17 protein-coding genes are annotated in these 20,274 nt (G+C 64.2%); 6 read left to right on the forward strand and 11 right to left on the reverse strand.

All coding sequences use genetic code 11. From position 1 onward, the window contains the following. Positions 1-13: 13 nt before the first annotated feature. On the forward strand, positions 14-1,171 hold the full coding sequence (locus MMB74_RS08015; RefSeq protein WP_277428069.1) for a patatin-like phospholipase family protein: 1,158 nt from the start codon (positions 14-16) through the stop codon (positions 1,169-1,171). Between the two features lie 226 nt (positions 1,172-1,397). Here MMB74_RS08015 and MMB74_RS08020 read toward each other — a convergent pair whose 3' ends face one another. The 3 genes from MMB74_RS08020 to mfd all read right to left on the reverse strand — a co-directional run bounded on the left by MMB74_RS08020 (position 1,398) and on the right by mfd (position 7,399). Then, the gene (locus tag MMB74_RS08020; RefSeq protein WP_277428070.1) at positions 1,398-2,411 is read right to left on the reverse strand and encodes a threonine/serine dehydratase; all 1,014 of its coding nucleotides are present in this window, start codon (positions 2,409-2,411) and stop codon (positions 1,398-1,400) included. Between the two features lie 34 nt (positions 2,412-2,445). Next, positions 2,446-3,705 carry an acetylornithine deacetylase gene (gene argE / locus MMB74_RS08025; RefSeq protein WP_277428071.1) on the reverse strand — a complete coding sequence of 420 codons (1,260 nt, stop codon included), beginning with the start codon at positions 3,703-3,705 and terminating at the stop codon, positions 2,446-2,448. Positions 3,706-3,886: 181 nt separating this feature from the next. Next, positions 3,887-7,399: a transcription-repair coupling factor gene (mfd, locus tag MMB74_RS08030; RefSeq protein WP_277428197.1), complete on the reverse strand. Its 3,513-nt coding sequence runs from the start codon at positions 7,397-7,399 to the stop codon at positions 3,887-3,889. A gap of 189 nt (positions 7,400-7,588) precedes the next feature. On the opposite strand from mfd, the gene ispD reads away from it, so the two are divergent. Together ispD and ispF are read left to right on the forward strand one after the other, a co-directional pair. After that, positions 7,589-8,308, forward strand: a complete 720-nt coding sequence (ispD, locus tag MMB74_RS08035; RefSeq protein WP_277428072.1) for a 2-C-methyl-D-erythritol 4-phosphate cytidylyltransferase — start codon at positions 7,589-7,591, stop codon at positions 8,306-8,308. A gap of 103 nt (positions 8,309-8,411) precedes the next feature. After that, complete coding sequence (ispF, locus tag MMB74_RS08040; protein WP_277428073.1) at positions 8,412-8,903, forward strand: 2-C-methyl-D-erythritol 2,4-cyclodiphosphate synthase; 492 nt, start codon at positions 8,412-8,414, stop codon at positions 8,901-8,903. Positions 8,904-9,012: 109 nt separating this feature from the next. Here the strand turns inward: ispF and MMB74_RS08045 are convergent, their stop codons facing one another. From MMB74_RS08045 to ompR, 4 genes are all read right to left on the reverse strand, one after another. Further along, positions 9,013-9,540 (reverse strand): carboxymuconolactone decarboxylase family protein, encoded by a 528-nt coding sequence (locus MMB74_RS08045; RefSeq protein WP_277428074.1) that lies wholly within the window; start codon positions 9,538-9,540, stop codon positions 9,013-9,015. Between the two features lie 79 nt (positions 9,541-9,619). After that, positions 9,620-10,168, reverse strand: a complete 549-nt coding sequence (locus MMB74_RS08050; RefSeq protein ID WP_277428075.1) for a peroxiredoxin — start codon at positions 10,166-10,168, stop codon at positions 9,620-9,622. Positions 10,169-10,356: 188 nt separating this feature from the next. Beyond that, complete coding sequence (locus MMB74_RS08055) at positions 10,357-11,706, reverse strand: ATP-binding protein (protein ID WP_277428076.1); 1,350 nt, start codon at positions 11,704-11,706, stop codon at positions 10,357-10,359. Between the two features lie 37 nt (positions 11,707-11,743). After that, on the reverse strand, positions 11,744-12,469 hold the full coding sequence (gene ompR / locus MMB74_RS08060) for a two-component system response regulator OmpR (RefSeq protein WP_277428077.1): 726 nt from the start codon (positions 12,467-12,469) through the stop codon (positions 11,744-11,746). A gap of 243 nt (positions 12,470-12,712) precedes the next feature. On the opposite strand from ompR, the gene MMB74_RS08065 reads away from it, so the two are divergent. After that, a complete protein-coding gene (locus MMB74_RS08065) occupies positions 12,713-13,042 on the forward strand; it encodes a hypothetical protein (RefSeq protein ID WP_277428207.1) in 330 nt (109 codons plus the stop codon). A 180-nt stretch (positions 13,043-13,222) separates the two neighbouring features. On the opposite strand, the gene hpnD is transcribed toward MMB74_RS08065, so the two are convergent. Both hpnD and MMB74_RS08075 read right to left on the reverse strand, forming a co-directional pair. Next, the gene (hpnD, locus tag MMB74_RS08070) at positions 13,223-14,083 is read right to left on the reverse strand and encodes a presqualene diphosphate synthase HpnD (RefSeq protein ID WP_277428078.1); all 861 of its coding nucleotides are present in this window, start codon (positions 14,081-14,083) and stop codon (positions 13,223-13,225) included. A 171-nt stretch (positions 14,084-14,254) separates the two neighbouring features. Further along, positions 14,255-14,452 carry a hypothetical protein gene (locus tag MMB74_RS08075; RefSeq protein WP_277428079.1) on the reverse strand — a complete coding sequence of 66 codons (198 nt, stop codon included), beginning with the start codon at positions 14,450-14,452 and terminating at the stop codon, positions 14,255-14,257. A gap of 286 nt (positions 14,453-14,738) precedes the next feature. Here MMB74_RS08075 and MMB74_RS08080 point away from each other — a divergent pair, with 286 nt between their 5' ends. Together MMB74_RS08080 and MMB74_RS08085 are read left to right on the forward strand one after the other, a co-directional pair. Next, positions 14,739-15,938 carry an NnrS family protein gene (locus MMB74_RS08080; protein ID WP_277428198.1) on the forward strand — a complete coding sequence of 400 codons (1,200 nt, stop codon included), beginning with the start codon at positions 14,739-14,741 and terminating at the stop codon, positions 15,936-15,938. Positions 15,939-16,113: 175 nt separating this feature from the next. Beyond that, positions 16,114-17,457, forward strand: coding sequence for a nicotinate phosphoribosyltransferase (locus tag MMB74_RS08085; RefSeq protein WP_277428080.1), 1,344 nt, complete (start codon positions 16,114-16,116; stop codon positions 17,455-17,457). 7 nt (positions 17,458-17,464) lie between these two features. Here the strand turns inward: MMB74_RS08085 and MMB74_RS08090 are convergent, their stop codons facing one another. Together MMB74_RS08090 and MMB74_RS08095 are read right to left on the reverse strand one after the other, a co-directional pair. After that, positions 17,465-18,889: an aspartate aminotransferase family protein gene (locus tag MMB74_RS08090; protein WP_277428081.1), complete on the reverse strand. Its 1,425-nt coding sequence runs from the start codon at positions 18,887-18,889 to the stop codon at positions 17,465-17,467. Between the two features lie 37 nt (positions 18,890-18,926). After that, complete coding sequence (locus MMB74_RS08095) at positions 18,927-20,261, reverse strand: glutamine synthetase family protein (protein ID WP_277428082.1); 1,335 nt, start codon at positions 20,259-20,261, stop codon at positions 18,927-18,929. Positions 20,262-20,274: the final 13 nt, after the last annotated feature.

Below are 20,274 nucleotides of genomic sequence, written 5' to 3' on the forward strand. Positions count from 1 at the left end.
CACGGAGAGGCGAATGGACGAGAACGCGACGGGCGGCCGCATCGATCCGCCGGCAGAAGGCGCCGGGCGCGCAGGGATTGCAGGGCAAATCGTGCTCGTGTTCCAAGGCGGCGGCGCCCTCGGCGCTTATCAGGCAGGCGTCTATCAGGCGTTGCACGATGCGGGCATCGAGCCTGATTGGGTGATCGGGACGTCGATCGGGGCCATCAATGGCGCCATCATCGCCGGGAACCCTCCGGAAACGAGGCTGGCACAGCTCGACGCCTTTTGGTCGCGCGTCGCGGCTTCGGGCAGCGTCACGGGGGGATGGTTGCCCGCGGTCGACGACTGGTGGCGGCGCGCCTCGATTTTCATGCAGGGCATCCCCGCGTTCTTTAGTCCCTCGCCGCACGCTTGGCTCGGTATGCAAGCGTCGCTTGGGCGCGAGCATGCCGCGTTTTACTCGACGCGCCCCCTGCGCGAAACCCTCGTCAAGCTAGTTGATTTCGACTACCTCGCCGCCGGCGCGGTGCGCTTGACGGTCGGCGCGGTGCATGTCGCGAACGCGCGCATGCGCTATTTCACGAATCGCGACGCGCCGCTCACCGTCGAGCATGTGATGGCGTCGGCCGCATTTCCGCCGGGCTTCCCGTCGGTCCAGCTCGATGGTGAGGCGTACTGGGATGGCGGCATCTATTCGAACACGCCGCTCGAGGCGGTGCTCGACGACCGCCCCCGCCGCAGCTCGGTCATTTTCGCCGTCCAGCTTTGGCCGGCCGTGGGCCGCGAGCCGGAGTCGATTCTCGAGGCGATGGTGCGTCAGCGCGACATTCAATACTCGAGCCGTGCGCAGAGTCATTTGGAGCGGCAACGGCAAATTCATCGATTGCGTCATGTGATCCGCGAGCTCGAGTCGTTCATCCCCGAATCGATGCGTAAAACGCAACCGGTCGAAGATCTCCTCGCGTGGGGGTGCGGCACCACGATGCAAGTGCTCGAGCTCGACGCACCGAGTTTCGGCGACGACGACATGCACAAGGACATCGACTTTTCGCCAACCGGTATCGCGCGGCGCCGCACGGCAGGTTACGACGATACGCGTCGAATGATCGAGCGGGCGCCATGGCGTGAGCCGATGGACCCGATGGAGGGCGTCGCCGTCTATCGCGAGGCGCATCCCGCGAACCGCTAGCCGGTAACCGCTTGTCAAGCGGCCGGCTGCATCGTCGTGCCTCGAACAAGGTGCGCGAGAAAAATTCGTTGTGCGTACAACTGCTTAGCGCAATCGCCCAAAGCTTATCAACAGGTCTGTCAACAAAATCTGGGGATAAGTCGAGCGCCGCGCCGTCACGTTTGTGCGGCAAGAAGCGGCGAGGCAGGGGCGAAGTACGGGCGAAGCGCGCGCTTGGCTGCGGCGCTCATGCCTGCACCGATCGAATGTGCGATGCGAAGGTGGTGGGATCGGTATTGGAGCCGCACAGCAGCACACCGACGCGTTTGCCCTGCAACGTTTCGCGTAGCGGGCCGAGCAGCGCCGCGGTGGCCGCTGCGCAGGCCGGCTCCACTGCGATCTTCAACTGCGTGAACAGCTTCAGCATGGCCGCGCGCAAAGCGTCGTCCGACACGGTCACGAGCCGGTCGATATGGCGGCGGCAGAGCTCGTAGCTGTATTGCTCGGTATGCGGCGCCATCAGCGAATCGGCGATCGAATGCATCGGCCCCATCTTGATCGTGTGATTGGCGGCGAAGCTTTTGCTCATGGCGTCGGCGCCTTCGGGCTCCACGCCGTACACGTGAACGCGCGGATTGGCCAGGCGCAGGGCGGTCGACACCCCCGCGGCGAGCCCGCCGCCGCCGATCGGCACGATCACGGCATCGAGATCGGGCGTTTGCGTGGCCCATTCGTAGCCGAGCGTGGCTGTGCCTAGGACGGTCCGAAAGCCGTTGAACGGATGCACGAAGAAGCGGCCTTCTTCGGTCTCGATGCGGCGCACGAGATCGAATGCCTCGGCCGGCGTATCGGCCACGACCACCTCGGCGCGATACTGCCTGCACAAGTCGATGCGCGTGGGCGTCGTCGTGCGAAAGACGACGACCTTCGCGCTGACGCCTAGCCGCATCGCCGCATACGCGACGGCCGCGGCGTGGTTGCCGCCCGAGACGCAGGTGACGCCGACGCTGCGCTGCGCGGCGTCGAGCGCCAGCAAGTTCGTGAAGGCGCCGCGCGCCTTGAAGGTTCCACTCGCTTGCAGCAGTTCGAACTTGAAGTTGATCGCGGTGCCTTCCAACGAGGGAAAGTCGTGCCGCTCGAACACGGGTGTGCGAAACACCCAGGGCGTGAGCGCGAAATGCTGCGTGGCGATTGCATCGAGCGTCGGAATCGGCTCGCCGTCGATGGTGCGGTCGGTCGGCTGCGACATGGCGGTGGACATGGTTCGGAGCGCGTCGTTCAGAGGTGCTTGCGCGCTACGCTTGCGCGTCGACCGACATGCTGCGAATGAACTTGCGCAGGAACGCTTCGCAGGCCGCAAGCTGCGACAACGCCAAGTACTCGTTGGGCTTGTGCGCTTGCTCGATATCGCCGGGGCCGCACACGATGCTCGGCACGCCTGCGCGCGCGAAGAGGCCGGCTTCGGTGCCGTAGGCGACCTTGCGGGTTTCGCGATTGGCGGTCAACGCGCGCACGAGCGCAGTGACGGCGGCTTGTTCGGAGGCGTCGAGCCCCGGGGCCGCAGCAATCCTGGTGAACTCGATCGCTGCGTTCGGATGCTCGCGCCGCATTTGCGGCAACAGCGTCTCGTGCGCGTAGCGTTCGATGCGAGCGAAGACGGCCTCGGGATCCAGCGTGGGCAGATTGCGAAACTCGAAGCCGAAGCGGCACTCGGCAGGCACGGTGTTGATTGCGTTGCCGCCTTCGATCGTGCTCGTTTGCGCCGTCGTGAACGGCACGTCGTAGTCTTCGTCGAAGGGGCCGTCGCGGCGCATTTCATCGGCTAGATCGCGAATGTGGCAAATCAGCCGCGCCGCGTACTCGATCGCATTCAACCCCTTGGGCGTGAGCGACGAGTGCGCTGCGTGACCGCGCACGCAACAGCGATAAGCATTGATGCCCTTATGCGCCACGATCGGGCGCATGCTCGTCGGCTCGCCGACGATGCAGCCTTCCGGTTTCACGCCGCGGCGCAGCAAGTCCGCGATCATGTAGGGCGCGCCCGCACAGCCGATCTCCTCGTCGAAGGACAGGGCGAGATGGATCGGCTTGGCAAGCTGCGCTGCCTGCATTTCAGGAACGAGCGCGAGCGCCGCGCCGATGAAGCCTTTCATGTCGCACGTGCCCCGGCCGTACAGACGGCCGTCGCGCACTTGCGGCTTGAACGGATCGCTGTCCCATGCTTGACCGTCGACGGGCACGACGTCCGTATGCCCCGAGAGCACGACGCCGCCGTTCGTCGCCCCATCGCGGGCAGGTATCGTCGCGAACAAATTCGCCCACTGGCCGCGGCCGTCCTGCGTGAGCGTCGAGGCAATGCCGAGACCCGCCAGCGCGTCGCGCACCAGCTCGATCAGGCCGATGTTCGGGACACGGCTCGTCGTATCGATCTCGACCAGACGCTCGACCCACGAGAGGCTCAGCGGCGATTGCGAGGAGGAGTCGGTAGAAGCCGAAGCCGGCCGAGAATGGGAGGAAGGGGAGGACAAGTGCGCCGTTTCGACATCCTGCGACATGGCGAAGCTCCAGCTTTTGAGTGGTCCGATCATACCGAAAAAACACGACCAGACCCAAATGGATGCGCACGCGCTCGATTGTGCGCTGCGGTATCGGAGGAGTGAATCGCCCTTCGGCTTCGCGAAGAAAAAGCGTGCTGCTCGTGCGCGGCGAGCTTGGCGCCCGCCGCCTCGAGCCGGTTCAGCGAGCGACCACGGGTGCGTTTTGCCGCGCCGGCGCACCGAGGGCGCGCAGCGATTCCTTGACGGTCGCCAAGCGCACGGAGAGATCGGGGCTGCGCGTTTCGATGCGCAGCTTGTCTTGCCCGGCGAGCTTGATGTGCTTGTGCTTTTGCACCATTTCGATGATGCGCATGGCGTCGATCGGGGGATTCGGGACGAATTGCAGACTGATCGCGTTCTCGCCCGCATCGATCTTCGAAATGCCGAGCGGCTTTGCCGCGAGCCTGAGCCGGTGCGTTTCCACGAGCGCGTGCGCCTGCGGCGGCAGCTTGCCGAAACGGTCGATGAGTTCTTCTTGGATATCGTCGATCGAGTCGCTGCGCTCGCAACTGGCGAGCCGTTTGTAGATCGACAGGCGCTCTTGAACATCGCCGCAATAATCGGCCGGCAGAATCGCCGGCGCGTGCAGATTGATTTCGGTCGTTGCCGCCAGCGGCGCGGTGAGGTCGGGCTCTTGTCCGTTCTTGAGCGCTTTGACGGCGTCCGCGAGCATATCCGAGTAAAGCTGGAAGCCAATCTCGTGAATCTCCCCCGATTGCTTGTCGCCGAGCACTTCCCCGGTGCCGCGAATTTCGAGGTCGTGCATCGCGAGATAAAACCCCGAGCCGAGCTCCTCCATCTGCTGAATCGCTTCCAGGCGTCGCTGCGCTTGCTTCGTGAGCCCTTGCGGGTCGTGCACGAGCAGGTAGGCGTATGCCTGATGATGCGAGCGCCCGACGCGGCCGCGCAATTGATGCAACTGCGCAAGGCCGAACTTGTCGGCTCGGTGAATGATGATCGTATTGGAGCTCGGCACGTCGATGCCGGTTTCGATGATGGTCGTGCACAGCAGGACGTTCGCGCGCTGCGCCACGAAATCGCGCATGACGCGTTCGAGTTCGCGCTCGTGCATTTGCCCATGGGCGACTGCAATGCGCGCTTCGGGCACGAGCGCTTCGAGCATTGCCCGGCGGTTCTCGATCGTCTCCACTTCGTTGTGCAGGAAGTACACCTGGCCGCCGCGCTTGAGCTCGCGCAGCATTGCTTCACGAATCACGCCGTCTTCCTCGCGCCGCACGAATGTTTTGATGGCGAGGCGCTTTTGCGGCGCGGTGGCGATCACCGAAAAATCGCGCAAGCCTTCGAGCGCCATGCCGAGCGTGCGCGGAATCGGGGTTGCGGTGAGCGTGAGCACGTCCACCTCGGCGCGCAACGCCTTGAGCGCCTCTTTCTGGCGCACGCCGAAGCGGTGTTCTTCGTCGATGATGACGAGCCCTAGCCGTTTGAAGCGTACATCCGAAGAAAGCAGTTTATGCGTGCCGATGACGATATCCACCGAGCCTTCGTTGATTTGCGCAATGGCCGTGTTGACTTCCTTGGTCGACTTGAAGCGCGACAGTTCGGCGACGCGCACGGGCCAATCGGCGAAGCGGTCGGTGAACGTTTGCGTGTGCTGTTCGGCAAGGAGCGTGGTGGGCGCGAGCAAGGCGACTTGCTTGCCGGCCATGACGGCGATGAACGCGGCGCGCAGCGCCACTTCGGTCTTGCCGAAGCCGACGTCGCCGCAGACGAGCCGGTCCATCGGCTTGCCCGCGGTCATATCGCCGATCACCGCGGCGATGGCCGCCGCTTGGTCCGGCGTCTCCTCGAAGCCGAAGCTTTCCGCGAATTTCGCGTAATCGCGTGGTTCGAGATTGAACGCATGACCTTCACGCGCCGCGCGCCTTGCGTAGAGGTTCAACAGTTCGGCAGCGGTGTCGCGAATTTGTTGCGCGGCCTTGCGCTTGGCCTTTTCCCATTGGCCGGAGCCGAGTGCGTGCAGCGGCGCGCTTTCGGGGTCGGCCCCGCTGTAGCGCGAGATGACGTGCAATTGGGCGACCGGCACATAGAGCTTGCTGTCGCTTGCATACTCGAGGTGCAGAAATTCGGTTTCGCCTTCGCCCAGGTCCATCGTGACGAGGCCCATGTAACGGCCGATCCCGTGCTGAGCATGCACGACCGGGTCCCCGACCTTCAGTTCCGACAGATCGCGCACCATCGAATCGACGCTGCTCGCCTGCTCTTGGCGGCGACGACCAGCGCGGCGCGCGAGCATGCCGTAGAGCTCGGATTCGGTGACGAGCGCGAACCCTTCGCTGGGCAGCGAAAAGCCGCTCGTCAACGGCGCAACGCCCAGCGCGAAGCGCTCGTCGCCCGTCAGCCAATCTTGGAAGCCGTCGACGCTGGCAGGGCGCAAACCATGCTCGGCGAACAGCTGCGCGATCGTCTCGCGCCGCCCCGCCGATTCGGCGGCGACGAGCACTCGCCGCTCGCTGCTTTCCAAATAGCGGCGCAGCGCGAGCAGGGGATCGTCGGCATGACGATCGATCGCGAGCGCGGGTAACGGGCTCGCCCAAGCGCCATCGCCGTTCGACGGCAACACGAGACGCGCGAACGGCTTGGCGAGCGCGTAGAAATCGTCGTCGGACAGGAACAGCCGCTGCGGCTCGAGAATGGGGCGCTCGCGATCGTGCGAGAGGAAGTTGTAGCGCTGCTTCGTGTCGAGCGTGAAGCGGCGGATCGCCTGATCGAGATCGCCGACGAACGCCAAATGCGTCCCCTCGGGCAGGTAGTGAAACAGCGTGGCAGTCTCGTCGAAGAACAGCGGCAGGTAATACTCGATGCCAGCCGAGGGTACGCCGTTGCCGATGTCCTTGTAGATCGAGGAACGGCTCGGATCGCCTTCGAATACTTCGCGCCAGCGGCTACGGAAAGCGGTGCGCGCCGCTTCGTCGAACGGAAACTCGCGCCCTGGCAGCAAGCGCACGTCGCGCACCGGGTAGAGGCTGCGCTGCGTGTCGGGGTCGAACGCGCGAATCGAATCGACTTGATCGTCGAATAAATCGATGCGATACGGCAGGGGCGAGCCCATCGGAAACAGATCGATCAGCGAGCCGCGCACGCAATACTCGCCCGGACGCACGACTTGGCTCACATGCTCGTAGCCGGCCAGCGTCAATTGCGCCTTGAGCTTGGCCTCGTCCAGCCGTTCGCCTTGCGAGAACGAGAACGTGTAGGCGGCGAGAAAAGCGGCCGGCGGCATGCGATAGAGCGCCGTCGTGGCGGGCACGAGCAGGATGTCGCAGCGGCCCTCGCCGAGATCGTGCAGTGTCGCGAGCCGTTCGGAGACGAGATCCTGATGCGGCGAAAAGGTATCGTAGGGCAGCGTCTCCCAATCGGGCAGCAAGCGCACGCGTGCGTTCGGCGCGAACCATGGAATCTCTTGCGCGAGCCGCTGCGCATCGACGGCACTCGCGCAGACGACGGCCAAAAGCGGCGCCGCCCCGGCGCTCGAGCGCTGTTGCGGCCCGCGTGCGCGTGCGGCCTCGCTGTAGCGGGCGAGCAGCAGGGCGTCGGATGAGCCATGCGTGCCGTCGAACGCGAAGCGTTGCCCCGCTTTCACGAGGGCGAGCGGCAAATTGACGGCGGCGGAAGAAGGGTCGGTTTGCGGCATGAGAAAGAGCGTGCGGCCTTGCGTGTGAGCGTGACAAAGCCCCGCCGCGACGCCGTGAAGCGCGTGCAAGCAGGGGCTTCGAGCGCCGGACACACGATCGGCGACCGATGAGGCGCCCGGAGCAAAGCGTCTATTATAAAATCCGTTGTCTATTTTTGATCGGCCGCCTGCGCGGCTCGCCCCGATTTCGTGACTTCCCGCTTTTTTGCACTGATTCCCTGCGCGGGCACCGGCAGCCGGTCCGGCGCGCCGATGCCCAAGCAATACCGCACGCTGGCTGGGCGCGAACTGCTGTATTTCACGCTCGCCGCGTTCGATGCCTGCGACGAACTTTCGCAAACGCTCGTCGTCATTTCGCCCGACGACACGCATTTCGACGAAGCCCGTTTCGCGCCGCTGCGCTTTGCCGTGCGGCGGTGCGGCGGGGCGTCCAGGCAAGCCTCGGTGAAGAACGGGCTCGACGCGCTGGCAGCGTTCGGCGCACGCGATGACGACTGGGTGCTCGTGCACGACGCGGCGCGGCCGGGCATCACGCCCGCGCTCATTCGCTCGCTGATCGCCGCGCTCGCCGACGATCCGGTGGGCGGGATCATGGCGCTGCCCGTAGCCGATACGCTCAAGCGCGTCGATATCGACCAGGGCGACCGAATCGCGCGTACCGAGTCTCGCAATGGCCTATGGCAGGCGCAGACGCCGCAGATGTTTCGCATCGGCATGCTGCGCGAGGCGATCGCTCGGGCCGAGCGCGACGGGCACGATTTGACCGACGAGGCGAGCGCGGTCGAATGGCTGGGGCATGCACCGCGCTTGGTGCAGGGCAGCTTGCGCAATTTCAAGGTGACGTATCCCGAAGACTTCGCGCTGGCCGAGGCCATTTTGACGCAGGATCTGCCGCAAGGCGCGCGATAGCGCCGCCGCTTGCCCGCACGAGCCCACGAAAAACCGTACCGCAACCGCAAGCGCGATGACGAGCGCAATCGCGGCGGCAATTGGCAACCAATAGGACTTGAACATGAATTTCAGAATCGGACAGGGCTACGACGTGCATGCGTTGGTGCCCGGGCGGCCGCTCATCATCGGTGGCGTGACCGTTCCCTACGAACGCGGTTTGCTTGGCCATTCGGATGCGGACGTGCTGCTGCATGCCGTGACCGATGCGCTGTTCGGCGCCGCGGGGCTGGGCGACATCGGCCGTCATTTCCCCGATACGGACACGCGCTTCGCCGGCGCGAACAGCCGGGTGCTGCTGCGAGAATGCGCGGCGCGCATCAAGCAGGCGGGCTTTGCCATCGTGAACGTGGACAGCACGGTCATCGCTCAGGCGCCCAAGCTCGCGCCGCACATCGAGGCCATGCGCGTCAACCTGGCCGAGGATCTCGCGCTGCCTGTGGCCTGCGTGAACGTCAAAGCCAAGACGAACGAAAAGCTCGGTTATTTGGGCCGAGGGGAAGGCATCGAGGCGCAAGCCGTCGTCTTGCTCAGCGGCTCGGCGCAAGCGGCGTAGGGGGGCGTAGGCGGGACTCGTGCGCAGCCCGTGTATCAGGCAGGCCGGGCTCACACGGGCCTGCGCTACGGCTCACGCACGCCCCCCCGGCAGATCTAGGCTAGCCTCGTTACTTGCCTTCCGCGGCGATCACCTGCGCGGCGGCATTGACCACGGCGGCGATCCGGCCCACATCGCGCAGTTGCTGCACCGACATCCCTTGCTCGTTCTTGAGCAGCGCGAAGTGCGATTGGATGCAGAAATGGCACTTGCCCACGATCGAGGCAGCCAGCGCATACATTTCGAAGCGACGCTTGTCGACGCCGCCATGCGAAGCATAGGCGCCCATGCGTAACTCGGCGCGCTGGGTCTTCAAATCGGCATCCTCTGCCATCTCGACGAACGGATACCAGACGTTGTTCATCCCCATCAACGCAGCCGCCGTCTGCGCGCCGTTCAATTCCTCGGGCGAGAGCACGCCAGCCGCGCGGATCCCCTCGACGATCGTGCGGCTCTTGGCGGCGAATGCGGCGGCCAGCGCCACGCCCACCGCATCATTGCCTTCCAGCGACGAACGCGCGATCGTACCGTCCAGGTTCAGGCGAATGTCCTTCGCGTAGTCGGGGATCCATTCCTTAATCGAATTCAAGAATTCCATTGTTTTCTCCTATCGCTGCGTCGATAAAAAAGCCCGCCGGCTTCGAGAGACCATAGCGGGCTTCGGGCCAGGGCTGCGCTTACAGCGTCGCGCCGCCGACCGAGCGGTTGCACGGGCACAGCTCGTCCGTTTGCAGGCCGTCGAGGATACGCAGAATTTCTTGCGTGTTGCGGCCGACGTTCAGGTTGTTGACCGAAACGTGCTGGATCGTGTTGTCCGGATCGACGATGAACGTCGCGCGCAGGGCCACGCCGGCTTCCTTGTCGCGCACGCCCAGTTGGTCGATCAGTTCGCCCTTGACGTCGCCGAACGCGTAGTGGTTCAGCTTGTCCAGGTCCTTGTGCTCGCGGCGCCATGCGAGCTTGACGAACTCGTTGTCGACGCTGCCGCCCAGCAGTACGGCGTCACGCTCTGCGAAGTCCTTTTGCAGCTTTGCGAATTCGACGATTTCCGTCGGGCAAACGAACGTGAAATCCTTCGGATAGAAGTAGATGATCTTCCACTTGCCCGGGAACGACTGTTCGGTGATCTCTTCGAATGCCGATTGACCGTTTTCTTCGTGGTGGTTGAAGCCCGGCTTTGCAGCGGTGACGGTGAACGCTTCGAGTTTATCGCCGACGGTTTTCATGCGGTGACTCCTGTGTCTGGTTGGGAAGAAACGCGTTGTTCAAAAGTACCTGCTCGCTGTAACGAATGCGTTGCATGGCCCCTACTGTATCGCTATTGAATATTTATGGCAATAGAATTTAACTAATGCAGCGGATAGAATGTTCTAACTGGCGCGATAGCTTCCTTGCGGCGCTGCCGTCTCGCGCCTCACGCGCTCTTGGCGAGCGGGAACTCGATCGTCACTTCGAGGCCCGGGCCCGGTGCGCGGTTGCGCAGCTTGAGCGTGCCGCGGTGGCGGCTCACGAGGCGCTGCACGATGGCCATCCCAAGGCCCGTCCCGTTCGCCTGGCTGCGCGCCGAATCGACACGATAGAACGGCCGCGTGACGAGCCCGATTTGGTCCTCGGGAATGCCGGGCCCTTCGTCCAGAACGGACAACTCCACGCGAGAATGCGAAACGCGCGTTTCCAGCATGATGTGCGGGATGCCGTCGCTCTCGCTCACGCCGTACTTCTTTGCGTTTTCGAGCAAATTGCCGACCACGCGCCGCAGGTCGGTTTCGTCGGCTTCAATGATGGCCTCGTCGGCTAGGCGCGAAATGAGGCGCACGCCGTCCTCGCTGGCCATGCGAGCGGCCATCTCGCCCGCGATCAGCGATAGATCGACGGCGCGCGAGAAGTGTTGCGGCGGCCGCGCGTAGTCGAGGAAGCGGCCGATGATCGAGTCCATTTGCTCGATGTCGTCGATCATGGCGTCTTTCGTCGTTTGATCGGAAGGACTCATTTCCGTCTCCAGCCGCAACCGCGCGAGCGGCGTGCGCAGATCGTGCGAGATGCCGGCGAGCATCAGCGCACGGTCGGCCTCGAGTTGCTCGAGGTCGCGCACCATTTGGTTGAAGCTGCGGTTGGTCTCCGCCGCCACGCCGAGCCCGCGCTCGGGCAACGGCTCGGGCGTATGGCCCAGGCCCACCTTGCGGGCGGCCGCGGCCAAGCGCGCAAACGGCCGGTTCACGAGACTCGTGATGAAGGCGGCGCCGAACAAGGACAACGCGAGCGCGAACACGCCCCAGCCGGCCCACTGCAGCCCCGTGACGCTATCGAGTTGATCGCGGTCGAGCGCGACCCAATAGTCGTCGTCGTCGATCTTGAAGCTGATCCACACGCCCGGTATGTCGTTCACCGATTGCGCGATGACGGTATCGTCCCCGAGCCGGCCGCGGATGTCGTGCTCGATGAGCCGGTTCAGCGACTCGTCGGGCTGCAGCTTGAACTTGTCCGAGGTCTCGCGCGGATAGACGCGCACGCCTTCGTTGCTTTCGAGGTCTTGCAGCAGCGCGCGGCGCAAGTCCGGATCGGAGTAGAGCAGCGCAGTGCGCGTGAGCTTGACGATCGCCACGAGCTGCAGCGCCACGCGCTGCGCGCGCGGCTCGCGCTCGATCACGCGGAAACTTTGAAACCACGCGGCGAGGCTGACCGCGATCAGCAGCGCGATCAAAAGAAACGTGCGCCAGAACAAGCCCCCGAACGCGTGGGCGAGAAACCGCCGGTCGATGCGCATGGGGCTTATTCGGGTGCGCTAGGCGACAGAGCGAAGGTCACGCCGCGCCGTCGGGGATGAAGACGTAGCCGAGGCCCCAGACGGTTTGAATGAAGCGGGGACTGCTAGGATCGACCTCGATCAGCTTGCGCAGACGCGAGATCTGCACGTCGAGGCTGCGGTCGAAGACCTCGTACTCGCGCCCGCGCGCGAGCTCCATCAGCTTTTCGCGCGAGAGCGGCTGGCGCGGATGGCGCGCGAACACTTTCAGCACGGAGAACTCGCCCGTCGTGAGCGGAATCTCTTGGCCGGATTTGGTCAGCGTGCGCGTGGCCAGATTCAGCGCGAAGTCGCCGAATTCGAACACCTCGGCGGTCTCCGACGGCGCGCCGGGCAGTTCCGACGGCGACTGACGCCGCAACACCGCGTGAATGCGCGCGACGAGCTCACGCGGGTTGAACGGCTTGGGCAGGTAGTCGTCGGCGCCCATCTCGAGCCCGACGATGCGGTCGACGTCTTCGCCCTTGGCCGTCAGCATGATGATGGGCGTGCGGTCGTTGCTGCCGCGCAGCCTGCGGCAAATCGACAGGCCGTCTTCGCCGGGCAGCATGAGATCGAGCACGAGCAGGTCGAACCGCTCGCGCACCCACAGCTTGTTCATCGCGGGCGCGTTCTCCGCAACGTAGACGTTGAAGCCTTGCTCGCCCAGGTAGCGGCGCAGCAAATCGCGCAAGCGGGGGTCGTCGTCGACGACGAGAATCTTCGAAGGGTTTTTAGTTTCCATGGGCGGCATCTTAGCGCGATTGGAAAGCGGGGCGCGAAACGTGAAATTGTAGGGTTACAGACAGTTACAAAATTTACCCGTGTTGATGCGCCGCGTAAACGGCGTCCACTTAAACTGCTTCACGGATAGCGGCTGTTCGGTGGATACTTCATCCCATAACATCTTTCGCTCGCGCTCGACATCGATCGGGCATCTGCACACGTAATTCGAGGTAGCCGGTTGCCGCATGACGAAGGGAACAAGATGACGGTGGGACGCGCGTTGCCGCGCTTGCGTGCGCGGGTCGCCGCGGTCGCCATCGCCGGCGCTGTCGCCAGTCTGACCGTTACAGCCGAAGCACGGGCCCAAGGGCCGCTGCGCGAGCGCTCGGCCGCGCATCATCGTTACCTGCCGCGACAGCGCGCACCGCTCGCGAATCCGGCGCCACCGGCCGCATCCGCGCCGATCGTGCGCACAGGCTCGATGCCGGGCGAGTTCAGCGACCACCAACGAGACGGCCACATGACTGCCGACGAGCGGCGCTTATTGCGTCAGCATATCGAAGACGCGGTGCGCGAACTCTACAAGCGGTAAGCGCGGGCCAACGCCATACCGAGCGCGGCGACAACCGTTTGCTGCACTCGACTTGCATCGTTGCGGCGATCGCTCTCATTCTGGTCGCCGCGCCCATCGGGCCGGTTTGCGCGGCCGTTCTCGTGCATCGCGACGCAAATTGCGCCCGGACGATATGGAACGCGCATGCGATCCGGTATGTCAGCGCTTGCGTGCAGCGCGCCAAGCGATCCACAGTTTTCGGATCGGCGTGAGCGCAATGCGCTGATGCAGTACTCGAAACTGGTCGCGCTCGATTTCCTCGAGCAGTGCGAGCGCCATGGCCGCTTGCGCTTTGAGCGTGCGCTGCGTCGCGCGCTCGGAGGCCGGTACGCCGGCGAGCGCCGCGTGGAGCGATTCGCGCGCGCGATCCGTTTGAAAGCGCATGAGCTCCGTGAAGGCCGGGGTGTACTTGCGGTTGATCAGTTCGGCCGCCGTCACACCGTAACGCTGCAATTCGTCGATCGGCAAGTAGATGCGCCCGTGGCGGGCATCGTTGCCTAGCTCTTGCACGAATTGCGCGAGCATGAGCGCGTTGCCGAGCGCCGGCGCCCACTCCTGAGTGCGCTCACGCTCGCGTGCCGTGACGCTAGCGACGGCGCTCGCGAATGTGCCCCCGACACGCTCGATGTAGCGCCTAAGATTGGCGAAATCGAGGTACCGCGCTTGATCCAAATCCATCTCGAACCCGGCGACGAGCGTGCGCAGCATCGGGGCTTGCGCTTCGATATCGTCCCAGTGGGCGGCGAGTGCACGGGAGACGGGGTGTGACGGTTGCCCGGCGGCCAGCGCGGCCGTTTCCTTTTGCCACCACGCCAACTTCGTCCGTCCGACGGTCGGATCGGTCGTGTCCTTCACCGTTTCTTCCAGCTCCCGGCGCAGCGCGAACAGAGCAGTCAATAGCGGCTGCCGGGCGAGCGGCGCCTGGCGAAGCGCATAGTAGGCGCTCGATCCGGCGGGCGCGGCCTTCTGCGCGCAATATTCGTCGAAACTCGGGGCAGAGGAAGAAAGAGACTGTGACACGGTGGACGGACGAGCGGTGAGGCATCGAATGAGTGGACGGGCGCGAGAGCCAGTGGCGCTAGCCGCGGGTCTGTCGGCCGGGACCGCCGCGCGGCGCTCGCTTTTCGCTTCGGTGCGGATACTACCGCACTTCACTGTGTCTCGCCTTCATCGCTGCCCGGCGCGCTGGGCCTAATGAGGGCGCCTCGTCACGGCCCTGACCACGCATGCGCCACGCTCGGTCAGGCGCAACTGCGGGCCTGTCACCAATTTGTCCAGCGCGACGAGCTGACGCTCGACCAGCGAAGCCAAGTCGTCTCGATCGAGCCCGTCCAAGTCGCGTGTGTCTCCGACGAGCAGGAGCGCGGCGAATTCGTGTGGACTTAGCATTTTTTCCTCCTTTGGCCGATGAGTGGTTTCGGCTACCACGATAAAGCGACGGCGTGGCCTTGCTGACGAGCATATTGTCGCAGTGACCCGCTAGAGGGGTGACAACGCGCTATGCTTGCGGTATTTGTATCACCATGTGATGTATATGGGCGGTGCAACGAAATCCCGCACGGACGCGGGAGCCAGCGCGATCGGGGTCGCAAATCGCGCATTCGGCGGACGAAACGAACGCCTAATATGAATGCCTCGGGCGGCGATCTGCCGCTCAAGGGGAAACGGCATGACAATGAAGATCAATGAGCCGCTCGAGCGCGGCGCAACTCAGCAAGCATCGGGTCTGCCGGTCTTGCGCCTCGGATTCCGTCCGTTTTACCTTGCAGGGGCCGCTTTCGGTCTCGTCGCCATCGCGCTGTGGTTATCGACGCTGCGCGGTCACGGCGGGGCGGGGCAGAGCGCGCAACTGTCGGGCATGCTCTGGCACGTGCACGAGATGTTGTTCGGCTTCGTGGCGGCGATCGTCGTCGGGTTCTTGCTGACGGCCGTGCGCGCCTGGACTTCGCGTCCGACGCCCACCGGCGCGCCGCTAGGCGCCCTCTGGTTGCTTTGGGCGGTCGGGCGCGTGCTGGTTTGGACCGGTCCGGAGCCCGTGGCCGCCGTCGTCGACGTGTCGTTCCTGCCGATTGCGGCCGTCGTGCTATTGCGCGTGCTGATTGCGGCCAAGAATCGGCACAACATTTTCTTGCCCGTCGCGCTGGCGTTGTTGGGCGTGCTCAACGCGCTATTTCATTGGTACGCATGGCAGGGCCGCGTCGATCTGGCTTTGCGCTCGGCCTATGCGACCACGGGCCTCGTCATCATGTTCATCGCCGTTATCACAGGCCGCGTCGTGCCGATGTTCACGACCAATGCGATCAAAGGTCTCACCATCAAACGGTGGAAGTTCATCGACACGTGGTCGACGCCGATGCCCCTGATCGCGCTGATCGCGGATGCTGCCGGCGCGCCAGGGTGGCTCGTTGCCGCGTGCGCCGCGGCAACGGCGATCATTCACTTGGTGCGCATGGCGGGGTGGCGCTCGTGGCGGGTCGGGGCGCGCCCGATTCTGTGGGTGCTGCACGTGGCGTGTCTGTGGATTCCGCTCGGTTTCGCATTGCTCGCTTGTTCGGCCCTCGGCTTGGTCGCGCATTCGCTTGCGATTCACGCGTTGACGGTCGGGGCGATGGGCGGCGCAATCATGGCGATGATCACGCGCACCGCGCTCGGTCACACCGGGCGTGTGCTGGTGGCCGGTCCGTTCGAGATCGCCAGCTACTGGCTCATGATCGTGGCCGCGCTCGCACGCGTGTTCGGTCCACTGCTGTTGCCCGGCGCAAACGCTATGTGGATCGATATCGCTGGCGGCGCTTGGTGCGCGGCGTTTATCGTCTATCTGATCCGCTATGCGCCTTTCTTGACCTCGCCGCGGATCGACGGCAAACCGGGTTGATCCGCTTCCATCGAGGGCCCGAGAAGCGCTCCGAACGATGAAGGCGGCAGGCATTGGTCGGAAAATTGCCGCCTCGTCGCGCAAGCATTCGCGCGCATACGTTAGCCACCGCGCGCAGCGTTAGGCGCCAGTCGGGCATCATGTGATTCGATGACCCGAACGGGAGAGGAACGCCATGAAGCTATCGCTCGGTAGCGCGCTTCTCACCGATCTATACGAACTGACGATGCTCCAGGCGTATTTCGACGCCTGCATGAACGAAACTGCATCGTTCGAGCTGTTCGTGCGTGCGCTTCCCACGGGGCGCAACTTTCTGATGGCGGCCGGGCTCGAGCAGGTCGTCGATTACCTCGAGCAACTGCGATTCACCGCTGAAGATCTGTCGGGGTTGTCGCGCACCGGGCGATTCTCCACGCCCTTTCTCAGGTCGCTCGAGCACTTGCGCTTCACGGGCGATGTCGACGCCATGCGCGAAGGCACCGTCTTCTTTCCCGACGAGCCGTTTTTGCGCGTTACCGCGCCGATGCGCGAAGCGCAGCTCGTCGAAAGCCGCCTCATCAATCTTGCGCATTTCGAGACCTTGGTTGCGAGCAAGGCAGCGCGCTGCGTGCTCGCCGCGCCCGAGAAGCTGCTCGTCGATTTTGGGCTGCGCCGCGCGCATGGCGCGGAAGCGGCCTGGCTTTCGGCGCGCGCAAGCTTCCTAGCCGGTTTTAGCGGCACGGCGACGCTGGCCGCGGGACTCGCGTTCGGTATTCCCGTCTTCGGGACGATGGCGCATTCGTATGTGCAGGCGCACGACGACGAAGCCCACGCGTTCGAGCAATTCGCTCGTTCTCAGCCAACGAACGCGACGCTGCTCATCGACACGTACGACACGGAACACGCGGCGCGCAAAGTCGTCGCGCTCGCGCCGCGTCTGGCCAAGGACGGCATCTCGATTCAAGCCGTGCGGCTCGATAGCGGCGATCTGGGCGAACACGCGCGGCGCGTGCGGCGCATCCTCGATGCGGGAGGCCTAGCAGGCGTCACGATCTTCGCGAGCGGCAACCTCGACGAGTACCGGTTGCGTCAGTTGGTAGACGAGCATGCACCGATCGACGGCTTTGGAGTGGGCACGCGCATGAACACGTCGGCCGACGCGCCGTATCTCGACTGTGCGTACAAGCTCGTCGAGTATGCGAACGAGCCGCGGCGCAAGCGTTCGGAAGGAAAGGCGACGTGGCCGGGACGCAAGGCCGTGTACCGCGTGTATGGAGCGAACGGCGTCATGGCGGGGGACCTCGTGACGCTCGAGCGAGAACGGCGCGATGGCGAGCCGCTGCTCGAGCCGGTCATGCGCGACGGAAAGCGCTGCGGGCCGCCGGTGACGCTCGAAGCGGCGCGCCAGCACGCGCAGCGAGCTCTGCGGGCGCTAACGCCCGCGCAGCGCTCGCTGGACCGGAACGAGCCCTACCCGGTGGCGATTTCCGATGGCTTGCGCGAATTGACGCGTCGGCTCGACGCTAGGCTTGGGGCGTAAGCCGGCATCATGGTCCGATTCGCTTTGCCGTCGCGTCGATCGCCTGTTTGGCCTTCTCCACGATTTCGTCGATTTGCGCGCGCGTGATGACGAGCGGGGGCGAGAGCAACATGCGGTCGCCCGAGGCGCGCATGATGAGGTTGCCGTTGAAGCAGAAGTCGCGGCAAAGCGAGGCGATCTCGCCGCCGTTCGGAAAGCGTGTCCGCATGCGCGGCGCTTGCGCGAGTTGAATGCCGGCGACGAGGCCCGCGCCCGCGACTTCCCCGACGATAGGATGGTCTTCGAACGCTTGCCGCAAGCAAGCCTGCAAGTAGGGGCCGGTGTCGGCTTTGACGCGCTCGACGATCCCCTCGTCGCGCAACAGCGTGAGGTTGGCGACAGCGACCGCCGCTGCGACGGGGTGCCCCGAGTAGGTCAGCCCGTGATTGAACTCGCCGTTCTCGATGATGGGACGAGCGATGCGCTCGTGGAGCGCGACCGCGCCCATTGGAACGTATCCGCTCGTGAGACCCTTGGCGAGCGTGAGCAGATCGGGCTTGAAACCGAAGTGCTGATGGGCGAACCATTCGCCGGTGCGCCCAAACCCGCCGATCACTTCGTCCGCGATCAGCAATACGTCGTATTTTCGGCAAATACGCTCGATTTCGGGCCAGTAGGTGGCGGGCGGGAAAATGACGCCGCCCGCGCCTTGAAACGGCTCGCCGATGAACGCAGCGACGTTATCCGCGCCCAACTCGAGGATCTTCGCTTCGAGTTGCCGGGCGCGGGCGAGGCCAAATGCATCGGGCGCCGCGTCGGCGCTCGCTTCCCCGAAAAAGTAGGGCTGATCGATGTGAACGACGTGCTCGACTTTCGACGGCATCTGCTCGTGCATGTACGCCATGCCGCCGAGCGTGGCGCCCGCGATCGTCGATCCGTGATAGCCGTTCCAGCGCGAAATCACGTACTTCTTCGACGGTTTGCCTTGCGTCGCCCAGTATCGATAGACGATGCGCAGCGCGGTGTCGTTGCCTTCCGAACCGCTGTTGCAATAGAAGAAGTGATTGAACGGCTCGGGCGCGAGTTCGGCCAGCAAGGCGGAGAGCTCGATGACGGGCGGATGCGTCGTCTTGAAGAAGGTGTTGTAGTAGGGCAGCGTCGACAATTGGCGATAGGCGGCCTCGGCGAGTTCTTTGCGGCCGTAGCCGACGTTGACGCACCATAGCCCCGCCATGCCGTCGATGATTCGATTGCCGTCCGAGTCCCATAAATAGACGCCGTCGGCCTTGACGATGACGCGGCTGCCCGCTCGATTGAGCGCGGCCATATCGGAGAACGGATGCAGATGGTGCGCGGCATCGAGCGCACGGTAGTCGGCCGTGCTCGGCACAGGGCGCGCTTGCGCGGCGGGTGCGAGGTGGGGCCGATCGAAGGTGTCGAATTCGGAATTCATTGGGTTGGATCCTTTCGGTTGCGATGCATCGCGTGCTTCAAACGTGCAGCAGCAAATGCCTGCGCTCCCACGAACTGATCACGCGGAAAAATGCGTCGTATTCCGTTTCTTTCAGCGCGAGAAACGCTTTCACGAAGGTTTCGCCGAGAATCGAGGCAAGCGGTTCGGAAGCGCCCATCAGCGTCAGGCCTTCCTCCAAATTGCGCGGCAATTGGTAGGGCATGCGGTAGCCGTCGTTTGCAAGCGGCTCGGTTGGCGCCAGGCGTTGCGTGAGCCCGAGGTAGCCCGCGGCCAGCGTCCCGGCAATCGCCAGATACGGATTGCAGTCGACCCCTGGGATGCGATTCTCGATGCGTCGTGCGGCAGGCGAAGAATGCGGAATGCGAAAGCCCACGGTGCGGTTGTCATAACCCCATTGCACATTGATCGGCGCAGCCATGAAGCGCGATAGGCGGCGGTACGAATTGATGTACGGCGCGAAAATCGGCATGAGCGCGGGCGTATATTTTTGCAGGCCCGCGATGTACTGATAGAACAGTTCGGTGGGCTCGCCCTCGCTGCCCGTGAACAAATTGCGGCCCGTCTCGGCATCGACCAAGCTCTGATGCACGTGCATGGCCGAGCCCGGCTCTCCCTCCATCGGCTTGGCCATGAACGTGGCGTACATGTGATGGCGCAACGCCGCTTCGCGCACCGTGCGCTTGAATAGAAAGACGCGGTCGGCGAGATTGAGCGGATCGCCGTGCAAAAAGTTGATCTCCATCTGCGCCGCGCCCACTTCGTGGATCAAGGTGTCGACTTCGAGCTCTTGAATGTCGCAGTATTCGTAGATGTCTTCGAACAAGGGATCGAACTCGTTGACGGCCTCGATGGAATACGCTTGGCGTCCCGTTTCCGCGCGGCCCGTGCGGCCCACGGGCGGCCGCAGCGGCAAGTCGGGGTCCTTGTTGACTTCGACCAGGTAGAACTCGAGCTCGGGCGCAACGACAGGCTTCCAACCCTTCGCTTCGTATAACTCCAGCACGCGGCGTAGAACCCGTCTTGGGGAAATCGCCACCGGCGTGCCGTCGAACTTCACGCAGTCGTGGATCACCTGGGCCGTGGGATCGACCGCCCATGGGATCAGCCGAATCGTCGACGGATCGGGCACGCAGAGCATGTCGGGATCGGTGACGCCGGTGAGACTGCCGTCGTCGGGATATTCGCCGGTGACGGTCTGGATCATGACCGCTTGCGGCAGGCGCATCGCTTCGCCCGCCTCGAACTTGCTGCGCGGAATGATCTTGCCGCGCGCGATGCCGGCCATATCGGGGATGATCGCCTCGATCTCGGTGATGTGATGCTTGCGAAGAAACTCGTCGATGACTTGCATGGCTTTTCTCGGT

The sequence above is a fragment of the Trinickia sp. Y13 genome (assembly GCF_029522115.1).
Lineage (GTDB): Bacteria > Pseudomonadota > Gammaproteobacteria > Burkholderiales > Burkholderiaceae > Trinickia.

Bases quoted from the DNA above. Each gene is read 5' to 3' on its own strand.
- MMB74_RS08015 (WP_277428069.1), top strand. From the start codon at position 14: ATGGACGAGAACGCGACGGGCGGCCGCATCGATCCGCCGGCAGAAGGC.
- MMB74_RS08050 (WP_277428075.1), bottom strand. From the start codon at position 10,168: ATGAAAACCGTCGGCGATAAACTCGAAGCGTTCACCGTCACCGCTGCA.
- MMB74_RS08080 (WP_277428198.1), top strand. From the start codon at position 14,739: ATGAAGATCAATGAGCCGCTCGAGCGCGGCGCAACTCAGCAAGCATCG.
- ompR (WP_277428077.1), bottom strand. From the start codon at position 12,469: ATGGAAACTAAAAACCCTTCGAAGATTCTCGTCGTCGACGACGACCCC.
- MMB74_RS08075 (WP_277428079.1), bottom strand. From the start codon at position 14,452: ATGCTAAGTCCACACGAATTCGCCGCGCTCCTGCTCGTCGGAGACACA.
- MMB74_RS08085 (WP_277428080.1), top strand. From the start codon at position 16,114: ATGAAGCTATCGCTCGGTAGCGCGCTTCTCACCGATCTATACGAACTG.
- MMB74_RS08055 (WP_277428076.1), bottom strand. From the start codon at position 11,706: ATGCGCATCGACCGGCGGTTTCTCGCCCACGCGTTCGGGGGCTTGTTC.
- MMB74_RS08090 (WP_277428081.1), bottom strand. From the start codon at position 18,889: ATGAATTCCGAATTCGACACCTTCGATCGGCCCCACCTCGCACCCGCC.
- MMB74_RS08095 (WP_277428082.1), bottom strand. From the start codon at position 20,261: ATGCAAGTCATCGACGAGTTTCTTCGCAAGCATCACATCACCGAGATC.
- ispF (WP_277428073.1), top strand. From the start codon at position 8,412: ATGAATTTCAGAATCGGACAGGGCTACGACGTGCATGCGTTGGTGCCC.
- MMB74_RS08045 (WP_277428074.1), bottom strand. From the start codon at position 9,540: ATGGAATTCTTGAATTCGATTAAGGAATGGATCCCCGACTACGCGAAG.
- MMB74_RS08020 (WP_277428070.1), bottom strand. From the start codon at position 2,411: ATGTCCACCGCCATGTCGCAGCCGACCGACCGCACCATCGACGGCGAG.
- mfd (WP_277428197.1), bottom strand. From the start codon at position 7,399: ATGCCGCAAACCGACCCTTCTTCCGCCGCCGTCAATTTGCCGCTCGCC.
- argE (WP_277428071.1), bottom strand. From the start codon at position 3,705: ATGTCGCAGGATGTCGAAACGGCGCACTTGTCCTCCCCTTCCTCCCAT.
- MMB74_RS08065 (WP_277428207.1), top strand. From the start codon at position 12,713: ATGACGGTGGGACGCGCGTTGCCGCGCTTGCGTGCGCGGGTCGCCGCG.